At 63.4% G+C, this 13863-nt stretch carries 20 protein-coding genes and 1 pseudogene; 9 read left to right on the forward strand and 12 right to left on the reverse strand.

Annotated features, from left to right (window positions below; translation table 11 throughout):
- Positions 1 to 121: 121 nt before the first annotated feature.
- Positions 122 to 532, forward strand: coding sequence for a peptide-methionine (R)-S-oxide reductase MsrB (msrB, locus tag ACMGE0_RS20045; RefSeq protein WP_436817644.1), 411 nt, complete (start codon positions 122 to 124; stop codon positions 530 to 532).
- Between the two features lie 91 nt (positions 533 to 623).
- On the opposite strand, the gene ACMGE0_RS20050 is transcribed toward msrB, so the two are convergent.
- From ACMGE0_RS20050 to ACMGE0_RS20060, 3 genes are all read right to left on the reverse strand, one after another.
- Positions 624 to 1493, reverse strand: coding sequence for an aldose 1-epimerase family protein (locus tag ACMGE0_RS20050; protein WP_436817645.1), 870 nt, complete (start codon positions 1491 to 1493; stop codon positions 624 to 626).
- A gap of 94 nt (positions 1494 to 1587) precedes the next feature.
- On the reverse strand, positions 1588 to 1995 hold the full coding sequence (locus ACMGE0_RS20055; RefSeq protein ID WP_436817646.1) for a (R)-mandelonitrile lyase: 408 nt from the start codon (positions 1993 to 1995) through the stop codon (positions 1588 to 1590).
- Between the two features lie 33 nt (positions 1996 to 2028).
- Positions 2029 to 2346, reverse strand: coding sequence for a hypothetical protein (locus ACMGE0_RS20060; protein ID WP_436817647.1), 318 nt, complete (start codon positions 2344 to 2346; stop codon positions 2029 to 2031).
- A 45-nt stretch (positions 2347 to 2391) separates the two neighbouring features.
- On the opposite strand from ACMGE0_RS20060, the gene ACMGE0_RS20065 reads away from it, so the two are divergent.
- Positions 2392 to 2628 (forward strand): DUF1062 domain-containing protein, encoded by a 237-nt coding sequence (locus ACMGE0_RS20065; RefSeq protein WP_436817648.1) that lies wholly within the window; start codon positions 2392 to 2394, stop codon positions 2626 to 2628.
- An 83-nt stretch (positions 2629 to 2711) separates the two neighbouring features.
- Here the strand turns inward: ACMGE0_RS20065 and ACMGE0_RS20070 are convergent, their stop codons facing one another.
- A complete protein-coding gene (locus tag ACMGE0_RS20070; RefSeq protein WP_436817649.1) occupies positions 2712 to 3638 on the reverse strand; it encodes an SDR family oxidoreductase in 927 nt (308 codons plus the stop codon).
- Between the two features lie 97 nt (positions 3639 to 3735).
- Here ACMGE0_RS20070 and ACMGE0_RS20075 point away from each other — a divergent pair, with 97 nt between their 5' ends.
- The gene (locus tag ACMGE0_RS20075; RefSeq protein ID WP_436817650.1) at positions 3736 to 4317 is read left to right on the forward strand and encodes a TetR/AcrR family transcriptional regulator; all 582 of its coding nucleotides are present in this window, start codon (positions 3736 to 3738) and stop codon (positions 4315 to 4317) included.
- Here the strand turns inward: ACMGE0_RS20075 and ACMGE0_RS20080 are convergent.
- The 6 genes and pseudogenes from ACMGE0_RS20080 to ACMGE0_RS20105 all read right to left on the reverse strand — a co-directional run bounded on the left by ACMGE0_RS20080 (position 4314) and on the right by ACMGE0_RS20105 (position 7032).
- Positions 4314 to 4621: pseudogene (locus ACMGE0_RS20080) on the reverse strand (type II toxin-antitoxin system RelE/ParE family toxin). The gene ACMGE0_RS20075 and the pseudogene ACMGE0_RS20080 sit on opposite strands and share 4 nt — an antisense overlap.
- The gene (locus ACMGE0_RS20085) at positions 4618 to 4881 is read right to left on the reverse strand and encodes a type II toxin-antitoxin system ParD family antitoxin (RefSeq protein ID WP_436817651.1); all 264 of its coding nucleotides are present in this window, start codon (positions 4879 to 4881) and stop codon (positions 4618 to 4620) included. The pseudogene ACMGE0_RS20080 and the gene ACMGE0_RS20085 overlap by 4 nt, the downstream one beginning before the upstream one ends.
- Before the next feature lie 52 nt (positions 4882 to 4933).
- The gene (locus tag ACMGE0_RS20090) at positions 4934 to 5437 is read right to left on the reverse strand and encodes a GNAT family N-acetyltransferase (protein ID WP_436817652.1); all 504 of its coding nucleotides are present in this window, start codon (positions 5435 to 5437) and stop codon (positions 4934 to 4936) included.
- 87 nt (positions 5438 to 5524) lie between these two features.
- Positions 5525 to 6190 (reverse strand): PAQR family membrane homeostasis protein TrhA, encoded by a 666-nt coding sequence (gene trhA, locus ACMGE0_RS20095; protein ID WP_436817653.1) that lies wholly within the window; start codon positions 6188 to 6190, stop codon positions 5525 to 5527.
- A gap of 84 nt (positions 6191 to 6274) precedes the next feature.
- On the reverse strand, positions 6275 to 6607 hold the full coding sequence (locus ACMGE0_RS20100) for a TraR/DksA family transcriptional regulator (protein WP_436817654.1): 333 nt from the start codon (positions 6605 to 6607) through the stop codon (positions 6275 to 6277).
- Between the two features lie 14 nt (positions 6608 to 6621).
- Positions 6622 to 7032, reverse strand: coding sequence for a universal stress protein (locus ACMGE0_RS20105; protein WP_436817655.1), 411 nt, complete (start codon positions 7030 to 7032; stop codon positions 6622 to 6624).
- A 192-nt stretch (positions 7033 to 7224) separates the two neighbouring features.
- On the opposite strand from ACMGE0_RS20105, the gene ACMGE0_RS20110 reads away from it, so the two are divergent.
- Entirely contained in the window at positions 7225 to 8094 is an 870-nt protein-coding gene (locus tag ACMGE0_RS20110) for a VOC family protein (protein ID WP_436817656.1), read from the forward strand.
- Between the two features lie 95 nt (positions 8095 to 8189).
- Entirely contained in the window at positions 8190 to 9356 is a 1167-nt protein-coding gene (locus ACMGE0_RS20115; protein WP_436817657.1) for an AI-2E family transporter, read from the forward strand.
- Between the two features lie 7 nt (positions 9357 to 9363).
- Here ACMGE0_RS20115 and ACMGE0_RS20120 read toward each other — a convergent pair whose 3' ends face one another.
- Entirely contained in the window at positions 9364 to 9750 is a 387-nt protein-coding gene (locus ACMGE0_RS20120) for a DUF930 domain-containing protein (protein WP_436817658.1), read from the reverse strand.
- 118 nt (positions 9751 to 9868) lie between these two features.
- Between ACMGE0_RS20120 and ACMGE0_RS20125 the strand changes: the two genes are divergently transcribed.
- The 4 genes from ACMGE0_RS20125 (at position 9869) to ACMGE0_RS20140 (ending at position 12872) form a co-directional block, all read left to right on the forward strand.
- Positions 9869 to 10096 (forward strand): hypothetical protein, encoded by a 228-nt coding sequence (locus ACMGE0_RS20125; protein ID WP_436817659.1) that lies wholly within the window; start codon positions 9869 to 9871, stop codon positions 10094 to 10096.
- A 13-nt stretch (positions 10097 to 10109) separates the two neighbouring features.
- Entirely contained in the window at positions 10110 to 10235 is a 126-nt protein-coding gene (locus ACMGE0_RS20130; protein WP_436817660.1) for a hypothetical protein, read from the forward strand.
- Between the two features lie 82 nt (positions 10236 to 10317).
- Entirely contained in the window at positions 10318 to 12426 is a 2109-nt protein-coding gene (locus ACMGE0_RS20135; protein ID WP_436817661.1) for a S9 family peptidase, read from the forward strand.
- A 176-nt stretch (positions 12427 to 12602) separates the two neighbouring features.
- The gene (locus tag ACMGE0_RS20140) at positions 12603 to 12872 is read left to right on the forward strand and encodes a hypothetical protein (protein ID WP_436817662.1); all 270 of its coding nucleotides are present in this window, start codon (positions 12603 to 12605) and stop codon (positions 12870 to 12872) included.
- Positions 12873 to 12885: 13 nt separating this feature from the next.
- Here the strand turns inward: ACMGE0_RS20140 and dmeF are convergent, their stop codons facing one another.
- The gene (dmeF, locus tag ACMGE0_RS20145; protein ID WP_436817663.1) at positions 12886 to 13863 is read right to left on the reverse strand and encodes a CDF family Co(II)/Ni(II) efflux transporter DmeF; all 978 of its coding nucleotides are present in this window, start codon (positions 13861 to 13863) and stop codon (positions 12886 to 12888) included.

Below are 13863 nucleotides of genomic sequence, written 5' to 3' on the forward strand. Positions count from 1 at the left end.
TTGGTTTTCTAGGGGAAAGATTCCCTAGCCTCAAGCAAAACCGGGCAAAACACACAGAAACGCGCCTTTTCCTTCCGCGGGGGCAAGCCTATCTATGGAGAAAACGAAAGGAAGCTTCACGATGTCCGATGTCACCGCCCCGAAAATACGCAAGAGCGATGTGGAATGGCGCGAGCAGCTTTCGCCGGAGCAATACCGCATCCTGCGCCAGGCCGGCACCGAACGCGCCTTCACCGGCCCCTTCTGGAACAGCAAGGAAAAGGGCCTCTACCGCTGCGCCGGCTGCGGCGAGGAGCTCTTCATCTCCGACACCAAATTCGATTCCGGCTGCGGCTGGCCGAGCTATTTCGAGCCGGCGAAGCCCGGGGCGGTGACCGAGCACCGCGACACCTCGCACGGCATGCTCCGCACGGAGGTGCGCTGCGCCAATTGCGGCGGCCATCTCGGCCACGTCTTCCCGGACGGCCCGCCGCCGACCGGGCTTCGCTACTGCATCAACGGCCACGCGATGACGTTCGAGCCGTTGGAGTAGAAGAGGCGCATGCGGGAAGACAGTGCGCCCAGCCGATCTCCCCCCTTGTGGGGGAGATCATCTGGCGTTCGCCGCGCCCTTGCAAAACCGCTCAGCCCGGCACCTCCACCGTGAACGCAAACCGCGCCCTCTCTCCCGGCGGCAGCGTCACGCCGTAGGGGCGTTTCGCCAGATCGTCGGAGCCGCCGAGTTCGGCCGCCGTGCCGTGCCAGGGCTCGATGCAGATGAAGGGCGCGCCGGGCTTTTGCCAGAGCGCCAGGTTCGGCAGGTTCTCGAAGGAGAACTTCAGCGCCGGCCCGCCGGCCGCGGCATAGGTCAGCCCCGCGCCCGCCCCTTCCGGAAAGATCATCGCATCCGCCTCGAACATTGCATGATCGAGCGTCAGACGGCCCGATTTGAAGGGCGACTGCAGCTTTCCCCGCTTCACCAGCCCGCCTTCGAGGCGGACGAGCGCCGGTTCCGCCCCGTTGTCGAGGGTCACGGTGTGGGGGCGGCCCGCCGCCCCCGGCAGCGGCCAGGCGAAGGCGGGATGGAAGCCGAGGCCGAAGGGCATCGGCCGCGTGTCGCGGTTTTCCACCTCCGCCGAAACCGTCAGCCTGCGGTCCTCAAGGGCATGCTCCACCGCCAGCAGGAATTCGAAGGGATAGACCGCCCGCGTCGCATCGGAGGCGGCAAGCTCGTAGCGGCACAGGGTTCCGGTCGAGGCGGCGAGCGAAAACTCCGTCCTGCGGGCAAAGCCGTGCTGGGCCATCTCGTAGGACTTGCCCTCGACGGTGATGCGGTTTTCCGGCGCCTTGCCGACCATCGGAAAGAGGACCGGCGAACGGCCGGTCCAGAAGGCCGCGTCGCCGTTCCAGAGGAAGGAGCGCCCGTCGGCGGTCGTAAGCGCCTGCATTTCCGCGCCGAGCGGGGAGACGTCGACGGTCAGATGCCGGTTTGCGATGCGGGTTACGGCGGGCATGGATCGCTCCTCGTCCTGGTTTCGGAATCATGGCCTATCTTTGCCTGCCCGGCGTTTCCGTTCAATGACGCCGGGGCTCGCCCGCCGGCATCGCTCAATCTTCGGCGGTGCCTGCGGAATATTGCAGGTCGGTCACCGGCCCGAACCACTCCGCCGTGCTGCCGTTCAGAGATTCCTGGATGGCGATATGGGTCATGGCGGTGATGGCGGAAGCGCCGTGCCAGTGCTTTTCGCCCGGCGGAAACCAGACGACGTCGCCGGGGCGGATCACCCGGATCGGCTCGCCCCAGACCTGCGCGAGGCCTGAACCGGCGGTGACGATCAGCGTCTGGCCGAGCGGGTGGGTGTGCCAGTCGGTGCGGGCGCCGGGCTCGAAGGTGACGGCAAGCGCCCGCACACGCGCCGGTTCGGGCGCCTCGACGATCGGATCGAGCCGGACGGTACCGGTGAAATATTGCTCCGGCCTGGTGGACGGCCGGGAGCCGCTGCGCTTGATATCCATGGTCCTGTCCTCGCTGTTCGGGTGGTTTGTCCTTTAATATAGGCAGCCGCGCGGGAGGGCGATGCCCGGCGGCTTGATTTCCCGATGCGATTTGATATCCATTGCAACCGAAGAGCGTCGGCTTTTGAGGTTCACTTTGCCTAAGTAATCCCCGGTCTCGACAGGTTCACCCCCCGCACGGGCAGGCCGAAAAGCCGCGTCGTGCGGAAACTTGTTCATCGGGTGGCGGCTTGAGACCGGTTTGGCATTGTTCTGCCAAGGCTGCTCTTTCATGCCGCCCTGAGACATCCGACGCCCGCTTTCTTCAAGTCCGGACCTTCGCCACGCCGCGCCCGCCAAGGGCTTCCTCAAGTGCCGTTTCCTGCATGAACTTCCCGACCGGAAGATCAAAACGGCATGTGCGATATCCTTCGTGTTGAATGGACTGTGATACCGAAATCCCCGCCCCGACCGATCCTTTCCTGCGCCGGCTGCGGCAGCCAGAGACCGTTTCGCTCCAGCGGGCGCATCCGCCTCAACGCCAGCGGCAAGCGGCTGGACGCCTGGCTCATCTACAAATGCACCGCCTGCCGGCAGGATGGCGATGGGCGGGTGAGGCTTTTTCGCAGATCGGTCCTCGGGGCGTTGCCATGAAGCAAACCCCTCATCCGCCTGCCGGCACCCTTCTCCCCGCGGGGGGAAGGGAAGCGAGCAAAGGCTCGGTGCGCATATGCCTTTTACCGGTATCCGGTGGCGTCGGCCGGTTTGCCCGCTTCCTGGACCTCCTTCAGATAGCGCCAGCAATCCGGCCGCGAGCCGTCCACGTCGTCGAATTCGAAAACCTTGGCGAGCCCGCCGCTCGACAGCGACTGGCCGTTGAAGCGAGCGCGATCCGGATCGGCGGCGAGCGCGGCCACCGCCCGGCCGATGAAGCGCGGCGTTTCCGAGATGCAGAAATGCGGCTGCCTGGCGATCGCGTCGCGCCAGTTCGCCTCGGTCACCTCGTAGATGTCGAGCATCATCTCGGACCGCAGCCAGCCGGGCGTGATCGAAACCGACGTGCAGCCATGCTTTTCGAGATCCTTGCCATGCGCCCAGGCGAGCCGGATAACCGCGGTCTTGCAGAGATCGTAGAAAGGCGACAGGCGGTAATGTTCCGCATTGTATTCCGCCGTTCCGTCGGTGACTTCCACCAGCAGGCCGCCCGGCCTTTCGACCATCAGCTTCAGCGCATGGTGGGCGGTGATGAGGTGCGTGTCGATGGCCAGCCTGAGCATGCGCAGGCCTTTTTCCAGGTCGTGCTCCCAGACCGGCCTGTCCCATTCGGCGAGAAGCTCGCCGCCCCATATGTCGTTGACGAGGATATCGAGCCGGCCGCGTTCGGTACGGATGCGTTCGATCAGCGCCGCGACAGCGTCCGAAACCAGATGATCGAGGGGAATGGCGATCCCCTCGCCGCCCGCCTGCGTGACCAGTTCGGCCGTCTCCTCGATGGTTTCCGGCCGGCGGTATTCCGACTGGCTTTCGCGCGTCGTGCGGCCGGTGCAATAGACCGTGGCGCCTGCCGCGCCGAGTTCCACCGCGATGCCGCGGCCGGCGCCGCGCGTGGCGCCCGCCACCAGCGCGATTTTCCCGTCCAGCGGCCTTTTCGGGAGATTTACCATTGCAGCCTCCTTCCCTTCCTGCATCGGCCGGTTAGAACTGGCCTCCTCATCCACGACAATATATAAACGATTATTCGTTTATTATTCGAGACGCAAGATGCCGAGACCCAAAACCATGCCGGACCGCGCGGTGCTCGCCGCGGCGCTGAAGCTGATGCACGAGAAAGGCCCCGACGCGCTGACTTTCGCCTCGCTCGCGGCCGTTTCGGGCCTCTCGCCCTCGACGCTGGTGCAGCGCTTCAAGAACAAGGAGGAGCTTGCCCGCGCCGCTCTGCTCTTTGCCTGGGACGAGCTCGACGCGAGAACGCAAGCGGCGATCGCCGCCGCGCCGAAGACGCCGCAGGGCGCGGTGGACATCCTCGTCGCGCTTTCCGGCGATTACGGCGGCATCGAAGCCTATGCGGAAGGATTGCTCATGCTGCGCGAGGATTTTCGCGATTCCCGCTTACGCGCCCGCGGCGCGATCTGGGGCCAGGTGCTTTCCCGCGCCATCGCCGAATGCTTCGCATCGACGCCCGGCGCACCGGAGACAATCGGCATGCTGATGGCTTCCCAATGGCAGGGCTGCCTCACCTGGTGGGGCTTCGATCCCACCGGCCCGATCGACGTGCATGTGCGCAGGAACCTCGCGGATTTCGTGATGGCCGTGCTGCCGGATGGGTGGCCGGCGAAACCTTAAAGGCTTTCTTCATCAGGGAACAGGATCTTCTCGTAGTCCTGCGCGCCGTTGAGGATGCGGAGAATTTCGACACGTTCCTCCTCCACACGGTAAAAGACAACGTAGTTTCCGTGCGGCACGCGTCGAACTCCAGTTCGCTCGAAGCGCGGGACGAGGGAAAACCTCAACGGCATGTTCGAGAGCCTCATACAGCGAGCAAGCAATTCATCGGCAAAGCTCTGGCCCTCGTCGGATTGTATTGAGCAATGTAGTCGCCGATACGTTCGAAATCCTCTTCCGCTTCGTCCGTGATAACAACGATCACCGGCTGCGGTCTTTCGCCATTGCGGCATATTTTGCTTTCAAGCGCGCTGCCACCTCTTCAATCGGCTTTACCCGACCCGCCTCAGCGTCAGCCAATCCGCGGGCGAGCGCCGCATCGAGTTCGGCAAGGCGACGCTCCTTGATCTGCAGCAGGCGGAGGCCTTCCCGCAGGACATCGTCGCGCGTTTCATAGCGTCCGGTATTCACCAGCTCGTCGACATAGTCTTCGAGATGCTTTCCAAGATTCGCGCTGGCGGCCATGGCGTTGCTCCTTTGCGGAGAGAATACCAAGCCCGCCACCCGTTATCAACGCTCAGCCCGAGACCTTGAGCTCCATGCAGGTCAAGTCCAGCCAGCGGCCGAACTTGGTGCCGACCTCGGAGAATTTTCCGGCGAAGCGGAAGCCGAGCTTCTCGTGCAGGTGGATCGAGGCGGCGTTTTCGGTTTCGATCGCGGCGATCATCACATGAACGCCGTTCGAGGCGGCCCGCGCGATCAGTTCCCGCATCATGAGCCTGCCGAGGCCGCCGCCGCGGAACTCGCGGTGGACATAGACCGAATGCTCCACCGTATGGCGGTAGCCGTCGAAGGCGCGCCAGTCGCCATAGGAGGCATAGCCGGCAACCCTGCCGTCGACTTCGGCCACGAGAACCGGAAAGCCCCGCGCCCTGCGGGCCGAAAACCAATCTCTCCGGTTTTCGAGATCGACCAGGACCTCGTTCCAGATCGCCGTCGTGTTGGCGACCGCGTCGTTATAGATCTCCATGATCACCGGGAGATCGGCTTCGGCGGCGTCGCGCACCAGAGGCTCAGTCATGGTCTTTGTCCATTATGATATGTTTTCGTCCACTTTAGCAGACGGAAAGCCCGTGTCAAAGCGCCGCCGGCGCTGCTTTCCCGACGATCAGAGGCTGCCCGAGAGACTGAAGCAGGTCATCACCGCACCGTAATGCACGGCGGCGGCGGCCACCACGAAACCGTGCCAGATGGCGTTCTGGAAGCGCAGCCTTTCCCAGACATGGAAGACGACGCCGAGCGAATAGATGAGCCCGCCGATGAGGATCAGCCAGACCGTGACCGGCGGCAGGTATCGCGAGACAGGCTCCATGATCATGACGCCGCTCCAGCCCATGGCGAGGTAGAGCAGGATCGCCAGCTTGTCGTAACGGCCGGGAAAGACACATTTCAGCGCAATCCCGATGAGCGCCGTCGCCCAGATCGCCAGCAGCATGGCGAAAATCCACGGATCCTCAGCACCCCGCTGCAGGAAGGGCGTGTAGGTCGCGGCGATCAGGATGAAGATCGCCGAATGGTCGAGCCTTCTTAACATCCACTTGGTGCGGGATTTCGGCCAGATATTGTAGGTAAACGAGATCGACAGACAGAGCACCAGGCCGAGGCCGTAGATCCAGGCGGCGGCGATCTCGCCATGGCTCGACCAGGCGGTGGCGTAGAAGATCAGCGCGGTGGCGCCGACGAGCGCGAAGACGATGCCGATGCCGTTGACGATGCCATCCACGACAATCTCGTTAAAATCGTAATGCCGGCCGAAATTGAAGAGCTCGCTCATCCACCCTCTTTCGTCTCCCCGCCCAGAATGATGGCGGCGAAGGCGGAAGGCAAGAGCACAGCGATTCACATTCGGTTTCCCGCATTAACCTTTTCTCGAAACCTCTTCCGCGCAGGTCTGGCAGAGCGGCGTGTGGGGCACGGCATCGAGCCGCCTTTCCGAGATCGGACGGCCGCAGCGGGCGCAGATGCCGAAGGTGCCTCCGGCGATGCGGGCCAGCGCCGCGTCGATCGCCACAAGCTCCCGCTCGCCGGTCTCGCCGAGCTCCTCCAGCACCTCGTCATTGTTGCGCTCGACGGCGCGGTCGTCGTCGTCCGGGTTGCGCGGCGTCGTGAAGTCCTGCTCGATTCGGCTCAGGCGGCTTTCCAGCTCCGCCTTCCGAGTCCGAAGAATGGTTTCGTATTTCGCGGTGTCCATGGCTTCCTCCCTTCTCAGCGATCGATCAGCACCGAGCATGCCGCGTGGCGGACGACCCGGTCGGCCGTGGCGCCGATGAAATAGTTCGAGAGATCCGGCACGTGCGAAGCGACGACGATGAGGTCCGCCCCCCGCTCCTGCGAGGCCGCGAGGATTTCCCGCGCCGGCGAGCCCTGGCGGATCTCGATCTCGGCGGCGATCCCGACCTTCTCCCGCAGATCGAACAGGACCTGCTCGGCCTCCTGCCTGGCCTTCACCGTCATGTCGACCGTGAGATCGGAGACCAGATAGCCCGGAAGATCCTCCACCACGTTGAGCAGGAGCAGCGCACCGCCCGCATCGAGGAGCGTTGACGCCTTGCGGAATATGCGCTCGGCTTTTTCCAGCTGCGCGATGTCCACCGCCACGATGATCTTGCTGTACATGTCGTTTCCTCTGCCATTTTTCACTTTTCGCAGACGTGTATGCTTCGCCTTGCCTTGACGAAGGTCAAGGGATTTCCGTTTCCATTTCGGAGACGATCAATCGCCATTTCGTGCCCTATCGTGAACGATGGGAAGCGACCATATAGATCTGGAAGCGGCGCTTCGAAGCGCCTGTCCAACGAGGATTTCACCATGTCCGATGCTGCTCAACCCTTTGCGCTGACCCGGCCGGCCCATGTGCGCGGCGCCCATCTCGTCGTCGGCGATCTCGGCCTCGTTTCCGATTTCTACCGGAAGATCGTCGGCCTCAAGGTTCTCGAAAAGACCGCGAGCGGCGAAGTGCTGGGTGTCGAAGAGAGTGGCCAGCCGCTCCTGACACTGACGACCGGCAATAATGTCGCCCGCGCGCCGCGCAATGCCGCCGGCCTCTTCCATACCGCCTTCCTGGTGCCGAACCGGCAGGAGCTCGCCCATTGGCTGGCGCATGCGGCGGAAAACGATGTCCGGCTCGACGGCGCGTCCGACCATCTCGTCAGCGAGGCGCTCTACCTTTCCGACCCGGAAGGCAACGGCATCGAGATCTATCGCGACCGGAGGCCCGAGGAATGGACCTATCATCCGGACGGCACCGTCGCCATGGCGACGGAACGTCTGAACCTGCAGGCGCTTTACGACAGCGCCCCGAAAGAGAACTGGAACGGCATGGCGGACGGCACGGCGATCGGCCATATCCACCTCCAGGTCGGCGACATTCCTGAAGCCGACGCCTTCTACCGCGACGTCCTTGGCCTCACGATCATGGCCCGCTATCCGGGCGCGAGCTTTTTCGCGACCGGCGGTTACCACCACCATATCGCCGCCAATATCTGGAACAGCCGCGGCGCCGGGACCCGCGAGAAGAATATGACCGGGCTTTCGGACTACGCCCTGCGCTTCAACGACAAGGCGGCGCTCGACAAGGCGCTCGCCGCCCTCGATACACAAGAGATCGTCACCACGAAGACCGCCGAGGGATTTTCGCTGAAGGACCCGTGGGGTATCGGCCTGACGCTCGCCGCCTGATCTCTCCAGCATCCTCCGCACGAAGAGCGGCGCTCCGGAACCGGAACGCCGCTCTTGCGTTCTAGTGCTCGTAGCGGGGGATTTCGGGGACAACCATGGCCATCATCAGCGCGCGCGGCATCGGCAAGCCGAAGAAACATCCGGTCGACATTGCGGGAGCTGCGCGCAAGGATGCGGCACTGAACTCCGAGGATCTCGACCTCACCGAACCACATCATCGGCTCGGCCGCGAGGCGCTGGAGGTCGCGATGGCCTGGGCGGTGATCGGCCTCTTCGCGATCGCCTTCTTCGCCATCCTCCATTACATGTCGCTGATCCTGATCCCGGTGACGCTGGCCGTGGTGGTCGGGCTGATCCTCGGCCTCCTGGCGGACAGGCTCGGCGAGGCAGGCGTGCCGCGCTTCGGCATCGCTCTTATCCTTTCGATGCTGGTCTTCGCCGTCCTCTTCCTGCTCATCAACTCGCTCGCCGAACCGGTCGCGACGCTGGTGAGCGAAGGGCCGAGCTTCATCGAGCGGACGGTCAACCGCGTCATGCCCTTCCTCGAAAGCCAGGAATGGCTGCACATCTCGCCCTCCACGTTCGAGACGGGGCCGATGTCGATGCAGTCGCTGATCGAGAATTCCAGCAACATCCTCGGCGTCGTCACCGCCAACCTGACGCCGGCGATCGTCCAGGGCCTGATCTTCTTCGCAGCGCTGCTGCTCTTCCTTTATGGGCGGCTGAGGCTCCGGCGCACCATCATCCTCGCCTTCCCGACACGGCGGCAGCGGCTGGTGGCGATCCGGGTGCTCAACGCGATCGACCAGGTGCTCGGCTACTACTTCGCCACCGCGAGCGTCCTCTATTTCGGGCTCGGGGTCAGCATGACGCTGATCGCCTATTTCGGCGGGCTCGCCATGCCGGTGCTCTGGGGCATGTTCGCCTTTCTTTCGAGCTTCATCCCCTTCCTCGGCATCACGCTGATGACGATCTCGGTCGCGATCGCCGGCATCCTCACCCACGACGCGCTGATCCTCGGCCTCGTCCCGGCCGTGATCTTCTTCGGCCTGCATCTCGTGATGGAGAACCTGATCTTCCCGGCGATCATGGGCCGGCAATGGGAGATCAATCCCTTCATCGTCTTCCTGGCCATCCTGTTCTGGACATGGATGTGGGGCGCCGTCGGCGCCATGCTGGCGCTGCCGCTGTCGCTCATCATGATGACCGTGCTTTCCGAACTCTTCCCCGAGCGGAAGGCGACGCCGCATCTGCCGGGCTGAGGCGCGCTCAGTCGTAAAGGTAATGCTGCTCCCATTCGGCGCGGGGGATCTTGGAGCCGATCTTGTAATCGAAGGACATGATCTCCAAGCCCTTGTCGCCCGTCTCGCATTTATATTTGAGGCGGTACCAGTCGCCGCGGCTGCGGAAGACGGCACCCGGCGCACGGATGGAATTGCCGCTCTCGATCGGGTCGGCGAACGTGTAGGCGATCACCTTGTCGGGCCGGAAATCTCCCTCCTTGCGGATCCGGTCCATCGCCTCGATATCGCAGCGCTGCTCCCGCCGTTCATCGGGCGCAAGCGCATCGAGCTGCCTGACGATGCGGGCATCCAGCGCGTGAGCGGTTGAAGCGGAAAGCAGGGCGAAAGCCACCAGCGACAGCGTTTTCTTCACGTCATTCCCATCCAAGACGACTCAGGACGGCGCGGAAACTAGGAGATGGTCGGACAATTGACCACCTACCGGAGCGCGAATTAGGATGATGTGATGGGGATGGGGTTGATGCAGAGCAATGACGGATGAGGCGCTTTCGGATGCGAAGAAAGAGCAGATCAAGCTGCGCGCGACGTTTTTGAACAATATCGGGATCGGCGTGATCCTGATCGGCGTGTTCACGCCGGTCGTGCGTCTGATTTACGGAGATATCAACGGGCAGATCAGCGTTGTGGGGCTAGCAGGGTCGCCGCTGGGTTGTTTCTACTCGGCATCGCATTACATTTGGCTGCAGGTTGGATCCTGAGAGGACTCAGCAAATGACTTCGGAGCAGCTCATTCTTTTGTTGACGCCTATCGTCGGCTTGGCGATGGTGGTCGGCGTTGTCTTCTGGCAGAGTTGGCGCGACGGCGTGCTGCCGAACCAGAAGCCGAGGAAGAAATAATCCTCCTTCCCCTTCCCCGCTTGCCTCTTCGTCAAGCCCCGCCTATCTCTGGCACTCCTCTCATGAAATCCGGAGTGCTTCCTTGGCCATCTCCCCGAAATCGCCTTTCGCCGATCTTCCCGCAGTTCCCGTCGCCGCCAAGAAGCCGGTGACCGACACCCGCCACGGCATCACCCGCACCGACGATTACGCCTGGCTGAGGGCCGACAACTGGCAGGCGATGTTCAAGGACCCGTCGATCCTGGACCCGGAGATCCGCGCCCATCTGGAGGCCGAGAACGCCTATATGGAAGCGGCCATGGGCGACACGAAGGCGCTGCAGAAGACGCTCTTCGACGAGATGCGCGGCCGCATCAAGGAAGACGACAGTTCGGTGCCGATGAAGGACGGGCCCTTCGCCTATGGCACGCTCTACGTGACCGGCGGCGAGCAGCCGCATTATTTCCGCACGCCGCGCGACGGCGGCGACAGGCAGGTGCTGCTGAACGGCGACGAGGAGGCCAGGGACAAGGATTATTTCCGCCTTTCCGGCATCGACCACACCAACGACCACCTGTTCGGCATCTGGGGCTACGACGACAAGGGCTCGGAATATTTCACGCTGCGCATCCGCGATCTTTCGACCGGCGAGGACCTTGCCGACATACTCGAAAACACCGCCGGCGGCGGCGTCTGGGCGCCGGACGGCAAGAGCTTCTTCTATACCCTGCAGGACGAGAACCACCGGCCGTCAAAGGTCTTCCACCACATCGTCGGCACGCCGCAGTCGGAAGACCGGCTGGTCTATGAGGAAGAGGATCCGGGCTTCTTCATGGGCGTCGGCGGTTCGCTCATCGACGACTTCATCTATATCGACATCCACGACCACGAGACCTCGGAATACCGCATCCTTTCCACCAAGGACCTGACTGCCGAGCCTATGCTGGTCGCCGAGCGTGAAGAAGGCATCGAATATTCGATGACGGAAGGCGGCGACGTCTTCTACATCCTCACCAATGACGGGGATGCCAAGGATTTCAAGATCATGCAGGCACCGGTTGATGCGCCGGGCAAGGAGAACTGGACCGAGGTCGTGCCGCACGAGCCGGGCCGGCTGATCATCTCCCACATGGCGTATCGGCGCCATCTCGTCTGGCTGCAGCGCAAGGACGGGCTGCCGCAGATCATCATCCGCGACCGAAAGACAGGCGAGGAACACGCGATCGCCTTTGCGGAAGAGGCCTATTCGCTCGGCCTGCAGGGAGCGGCGGAATACGATACCGACGTCATCCGCTTCTCCTACTCCTCGATGACGACGCCCTCCCAGCTCTTCGACTACGACATGGTGACCCGCGAGCGGGTGCTTTTGAAGACGCAGGAAGTGCCGTCAGGCCACAATCCGGACGACTACGTCACCCGCCGGGTGATGGCGCCGGCGCATGACGGCGAGCTGGTGCCGGTCTCGCTCCTCTACCGCAGGGACACGCCGCTCGACGGCTCGGCCCCCTGCCTGCTCTACGGCTACGGCGCCTACGGCATCACCATTCCGGCCGGCTTCAACACCAACATTTTGTCGCTCGCCGACCGCGGCTTCGTCTACGCCATCGCCCATATCCGCGGCGGCAAGGACAAGGGCTTTTCCTGGTACGAAAACGGCAAGATGGAGCACAAAGAGAATACATTCAAAGACTTCGTCGCCGCGGCCGACTATCTGAATCAAGAGAAGTTCACGTCCTACGCTAACATCCTCGCCGAGGGCGGCTCGGCGGGCGGCATGCTGATGGGCGCCGTCGCCAATATGGCGCCGGAGAAATTCGCCGGCATCATCGCCGCCGTGCCCTTCGTCGACGTGCTCAACACGATGCTGGACGACACGCTGCCGCTCACGCCGCCGGAATGGCCGGAATGGGGCAATCCGATCGAATCGCTCGAAGAATACCAGTGGATCGCGGCCTATTCCCCCTACGACAATGTTGCGGACAAGCCCTATCCGCCGGTCCTCGCTCTCTCCGGCCTCACCGATCCGCGCGTCACCTATTGGGAACCGACCAAATGGGTGGCAAAGCTGCGGGAAAACGCGCCGGAGGCCGGCCCCTATCTCCTGAAGACCAACATGGCGGCCGGCCATGGTGGCAAGTCCGGCCGTTTCCAGCGGCTCGAAGAGATCGCCTTCGAATATGCGTTCGCGATCAAGGTGGCGGGGAAGATGTGAGATGTCGGGGGCGTGCCGTGCAAGCCCCCTCTGCCCTGCATCGGCCGTAGCGAAGCACGCATCGGTTGCACCTTCCTGTCAAGCCCCCGCCATCAAATCGGCGCAATCGCGGCAAGCCTCGCGCAAGCTTCAGACGTTAACCATTCGTTAACCATTCTGAACACGGGCGTTCCGCCATGAAGATCGATAGCGGCCTCAACGGCTATCACTACCCCAACCGGGCACTCGACATGGCTCGTAAAATCGAAGACGCGCCGCAACTCGAAACGCCGACATTTCAGCGCTCTCCCAACGCGCTGACCGGCAGCAGCACACTGCTCTCCTCCTCGCTCGCCAACGCCCTGTGGGTCGTGGAAAGCGGTGACGCGGCCTCGGAGAGCACGGCTGGGCAGATGCCCTCCGTTCCGCAGGATTGGGTCGAAGGCATCTACCAGGAATTCGCCTGAGCCTCTCCTCGTGTCATGCCGCTTCCGCCGGCGTGACCTCCACCGTGACATGCGACAGATCCCGGATGCCCTGGAGCTTTTCCTTGTAGAAGGACGGCGCCTGGGGTTTCGGCGTGACCAATGCCACGATCGCCGCATGATGGCCCGGCCCCACCTGCCAGACATGCAGGTCGGAAATGCGGTCTTCCTCCGTTTCCACCTTCCGGCGGATTTCGTCCGCCAGCGCCTCGTCGTCCGGCTGCGCGTCGAGAAGCACCGTCGCCGTGGCGCGGATCAGGCCCCAGGACCAGCGGGCGATCACCAGTCCGCCGACGACGCCCATCACCGGATCGAGCCAGACCCAGCCATAGGAGCGGCCGAGAAGAAGCGCCGCGATCGCCAGGACGGAGGTCAGCGCGTCGGCGAGCACATGCAGATAGGCGGCGCGCAGATTGTGGTCTTCGGCGCGATGGGCATGGCCGTGCCCGCCATGGTGTCCGTGGTGGTCGTCGTGACCATGGGCGCCGTGATGGCCGCGATGCCCGTCATGATGATGATCCTCATCCCTGAGCAGCCAGGCGCTCACGAGATTGACCGCCAGCCCGAGCACGGCAACCCAGATCGCCTGGTCGAAATCGATCGCCACCGGATCGGCGAGACGGACGACGCTTTCCCAGGCGATCAGCAGCGCGATCAGCGCCAGCGCGATGGCGCTCGCGAAACCGGCGAGATCGCCGAGCTTGCCGGTGCCGAACGTGTAACGCGGATTGCGGATCTCACGGCGGGCATAGAGATAGGCGAGCGCCGCGATCAGCATCGCGCCCGCATGGGTCGACATGTGCCAGCCATCGGCCGTCAGCGCCATCGAGCCGAAGATCGAGCCCGCGACGATCTCCGCCACCATCATGGCCGCCGTCAGCGCGATGACCAGCCACACCTTGCGCTCGTTGCGCTCGTGATCGGCGCCCAGGAACACATGGTCGTGCTTCATGTCCTCGACGGAATGCGCCAT

Origin of the sequence: Neorhizobium descurainiae, from assembly GCF_051400715.1 — a bacterium.
Lineage (GTDB): Bacteria > Pseudomonadota > Alphaproteobacteria > Rhizobiales > Rhizobiaceae > Neorhizobium.

What these genes read in the sequence shown, in the direction of transcription:
- dmeF (WP_436817663.1), bottom strand. Translation starts at nt 13,863, where the DNA reads ATGGCGCATTCCGTCGAGGACATGAAGCACGACCATGTGTTCCTGGGC.
- msrB (WP_436817644.1), top strand. Translation starts at nt 122, where the DNA reads ATGTCCGATGTCACCGCCCCGAAAATACGCAAGAGCGATGTGGAATGG.
- ACMGE0_RS20110 (WP_436817656.1), top strand. Translation starts at nt 7,225, where the DNA reads ATGTCCGATGCTGCTCAACCCTTTGCGCTGACCCGGCCGGCCCATGTG.
- ACMGE0_RS20115 (WP_436817657.1), top strand. Translation starts at nt 8,190, where the DNA reads ATGGCCATCATCAGCGCGCGCGGCATCGGCAAGCCGAAGAAACATCCG.
- ACMGE0_RS20125 (WP_436817659.1), top strand. Translation starts at nt 9,869, where the DNA reads ATGACGGATGAGGCGCTTTCGGATGCGAAGAAAGAGCAGATCAAGCTG.
- ACMGE0_RS20090 (WP_436817652.1), bottom strand. Translation starts at nt 5,437, where the DNA reads ATGACTGAGCCTCTGGTGCGCGACGCCGCCGAAGCCGATCTCCCGGTG.
- ACMGE0_RS20105 (WP_436817655.1), bottom strand. Translation starts at nt 7,032, where the DNA reads ATGTACAGCAAGATCATCGTGGCGGTGGACATCGCGCAGCTGGAAAAA.
- ACMGE0_RS20070 (WP_436817649.1), bottom strand. Translation starts at nt 3,638, where the DNA reads ATGGTAAATCTCCCGAAAAGGCCGCTGGACGGGAAAATCGCGCTGGTG.
- ACMGE0_RS20055 (WP_436817646.1), bottom strand. Translation starts at nt 1,995, where the DNA reads ATGGATATCAAGCGCAGCGGCTCCCGGCCGTCCACCAGGCCGGAGCAA.
- ACMGE0_RS20100 (WP_436817654.1), bottom strand. Translation starts at nt 6,607, where the DNA reads ATGGACACCGCGAAATACGAAACCATTCTTCGGACTCGGAAGGCGGAG.
- ACMGE0_RS20130 (WP_436817660.1), top strand. Translation starts at nt 10,110, where the DNA reads ATGACTTCGGAGCAGCTCATTCTTTTGTTGACGCCTATCGTCGGCTTG.
- ACMGE0_RS20140 (WP_436817662.1), top strand. Translation starts at nt 12,603, where the DNA reads ATGAAGATCGATAGCGGCCTCAACGGCTATCACTACCCCAACCGGGCA.
- ACMGE0_RS20050 (WP_436817645.1), bottom strand. Translation starts at nt 1,493, where the DNA reads ATGCCCGCCGTAACCCGCATCGCAAACCGGCATCTGACCGTCGACGTC.
- ACMGE0_RS20065 (WP_436817648.1), top strand. Translation starts at nt 2,392, where the DNA reads ATGTGCGATATCCTTCGTGTTGAATGGACTGTGATACCGAAATCCCCG.
- ACMGE0_RS20075 (WP_436817650.1), top strand. Translation starts at nt 3,736, where the DNA reads ATGCCGAGACCCAAAACCATGCCGGACCGCGCGGTGCTCGCCGCGGCG.
- ACMGE0_RS20085 (WP_436817651.1), bottom strand. Translation starts at nt 4,881, where the DNA reads ATGGCCGCCAGCGCGAATCTTGGAAAGCATCTCGAAGACTATGTCGAC.
- trhA (WP_436817653.1), bottom strand. Translation starts at nt 6,190, where the DNA reads ATGAGCGAGCTCTTCAATTTCGGCCGGCATTACGATTTTAACGAGATT.